The organism is Methanosphaera sp. A6, from assembly GCF_001729395.1.
Classification (GTDB): Archaea; Methanobacteriota; Methanobacteria; order Methanobacteriales; family Methanobacteriaceae; genus Methanosphaera; species Methanosphaera stadtmanae.
This window is the reverse complement of the sequence record NZ_MAIF01000046.1, coordinates 1-2,741: the sequence shown is the minus strand read 5'-3', so window position 1 is coordinate 2,741 and position 2,741 is coordinate 1. Positions and strand designations below refer to the sequence as shown.

The following is a 2,741-nucleotide window of genomic DNA, read 5'->3' as shown; positions in this document are numbered from 1 at the left end:
AAGATGCGATACCTTGACCGATACCTGAACCTAATGCTGCAAATCCTACTGCTACTCCTGCACCAATTGCAGCTAAGGCTGAACCTAATGCTAATTCTGCTGCCATGTTATTTTCCTCCAATTAAACATTTTATTTTATTTTTTTTTATATATTATTTATAAAGTATACTAAATTTTGTTTATTTTTTAATTTTAGTATATGTTCTTTCTGCCTTAAATGGCTCGAAACTTTCACTTTCACCTGTGTAGAAGTTACCAAAGAACTCTACGAAGTGTAAACGTAAAGAGTGTATAGCTGCTCCCATTGATTGGAATGCAATGTTAAATAAGTGAACTCCTAAGAATACAATAACTCCTAATACTATACCTACATATGGTACAGCACCAGCTAATAATTGACCTAAAAGGTTTGCAGTCATACCTATACCACCAGTGGATAGACATAATGCTAATAATCTTGAGTATGATAATATATCTCCAAGGAAACCAAATACGTCCATAACTCCCATTGGACCTGAACCATATAATAGTAATAGTAATGCAATTATGAATACTACTGCAAATGGTACCATACCTGCAACTAAATATGCTACAATTGAAAGTTCAATCATAATCCAAGATAGTTGTCCACTACATAACTCCTTAATATTGTGTTTTTTGTAATTATCGATTATACCAAAGATAAATGCTATGTTCAGGTGTATTAAACCTATGATAATTGCTAAAATCAAGATATTTTCTGGATGTGCAAATGCATTTATATCTGGAATTACTGTAGGTAATGCTAAGTTAGGATCACCCATTATAAATCTAGGTATGAAATCTCCTATAAATCCACCAGTCAGTAGACCTAATAGTACTGTCCACAATCCCATTTGTACGAGAATTACTCCAAAGGATTTGTATGTTTTATTTACTTTACCTATACCTCTGTATAGTAAGAATCCAACTATTGCTAATATGATTCCATAAAATGCATCGGTTAAACAGTAACCGAAGAAGAATGGGAAACAAATTGCCATTATAATAGTAGGATCTATATCTCTATAATTTGGTGTAGAATACATTGTTACTAACAATTCATATGGTTTTGCAAAACCAGGGTTTTGTTGTTTTACAGGTACCTTATTATTATCAATTTCTTCTTCAGAAGGATCTTCTACTTCAATAATACTGTGACCATCTGTAAGTTCATCAATTATTGATAAAGTTTCTTCAACATCATCTTTGACAACCCAAGCTTTAAACATCTTTGTAGTACCAGTTTCACCAAAATATGAATAGATTTCAGTTCGTTCTTTTTCAAGTTCTAATTCTTCATTTAATACTAATAATGTTTCTTTAGAACGTTGACCAACTTCTCTGATATCTTTTAAACATTGTTTTCTTTCATTTTTACATTCATCTAGTTTACTTTTTGATGCTTCAATAATTTCATTAGATTTACCACTTAAGTTAGATACATCTAATTTTTCAAATTCTAAGCGTCTAAGTACACCAGAAATATTTTCTTCAAATTCATTTGCACATACAATTATTAGTGGAATGTATGTAACATCAGAACTTGATGTTTTTGAACCTTCAAATATTGCTACTTGTTCACTAATTTCTTCAATTTGACTTTTTGCATCTGCTAAATGTTCTGCAGGTAATTTACCAGATATTACTTTTGTATATTTTGTATCTTGTAAATATGCAAAATCTATATCAAAGGATTTTAATTGAGTTGCAACATTTAAAGAATCATTATATTTTGTTTCTTCAGTTCCAATTTCATTTATACGTGACTCTATTGGACTGAGAACTGCATCAACTTTACTAATAATTTCTTCAGCCTTATCTGCTAATTCTTCAGAAGGAATATCTTCCACTTCTTTTGAATTAATTTTTTTAGGACTGATAAATCCTTTAACAACATCAACCATACTTTGTGATTGCTCTGCAGATTTTAATGTATCAAGAATATTGTTACATTTCATTGATAATGATGCAATTCTGCTAGCAACTGGGTCTTGTTTTGATACATCTAAGCCAGAGTAATATTCGTTTTCCTGAATTTCATCAGATAAATCTTCTATTTGAATAACTCCCCTTTCATGGAGAACATTCACTACTGGTTTAGCGTATTGATTTAAAGTTACTATGCTTAATTTTTGCATTCTTGCTGGCCTAAACATAGTTCAACCCCTATAATACGGTTTCAATTATTATGTCAGCTGCGTCATCTACATTATTTTCGGATCCTCTTAAGGATTCTTTAATGTCAGATTCAGATGTATTTGTAATAATTACAGCTTCTTTTCCAGCTTCTTCTTCTTTAGCTAATAATATGTGTTTAGCTTCATCTTGTGCTTCTTCTTTTGCTGCTTCAATATCTGAATCTACTTTTGCACGAGCTTCTTGGATCATTTCAGTTGATTTTTTATTTGCTTCTTCTACGATAATATCAGCTTCAGACTCTGCTTGTCTGATTGAACCAATATCTTCAGAAATATTTGCCATTATAAATCACCCTTTATATGATCTGTTTTTCTATAGATTATACTCATAAAAAAATAAACTCTCCTTAATTAAGTTATTTTTTAGAAAATAAATGAGTATAAATTTTGTATCAATAAATTAAAATTTTTTTTAAAAAGTTTGACTAACCAAGTATCACCCCAATATAGACATGAGAACTTAAAATTTAACATAGATTTCTATAAGAAAAATTTTAATCAGTTCATAAAAATATATCTTAT

The 2,741-nt window shown here is 30.0% G+C and carries 2 protein-coding genes and 1 pseudogene; all 3 read right to left on the bottom strand.

All coding sequences use genetic code 11. The annotated features are described in order from the left end of the window. Positions 1 to 106: pseudogene (locus A9758_RS07705) on the bottom strand (V-type ATP synthase subunit K); the annotation flags it as partial. A 73-nt stretch (positions 107 to 179) separates the two neighbouring features. Then, on the bottom strand, positions 180 to 2,177 hold the full coding sequence (locus tag A9758_RS01530; protein WP_011406720.1) for a V-type ATP synthase subunit I: 1,998 nt from the start codon (positions 2,175 to 2,177) through the stop codon (positions 180 to 182). A 10-nt stretch (positions 2,178 to 2,187) separates the two neighbouring features. After that, positions 2,188 to 2,502 (bottom strand): hypothetical protein, encoded by a 315-nt coding sequence (locus A9758_RS01525; RefSeq protein ID WP_011406721.1) that lies wholly within the window; start codon positions 2,500 to 2,502, stop codon positions 2,188 to 2,190. Between the last annotated feature and the right edge of the window lie 239 nt (positions 2,503 to 2,741).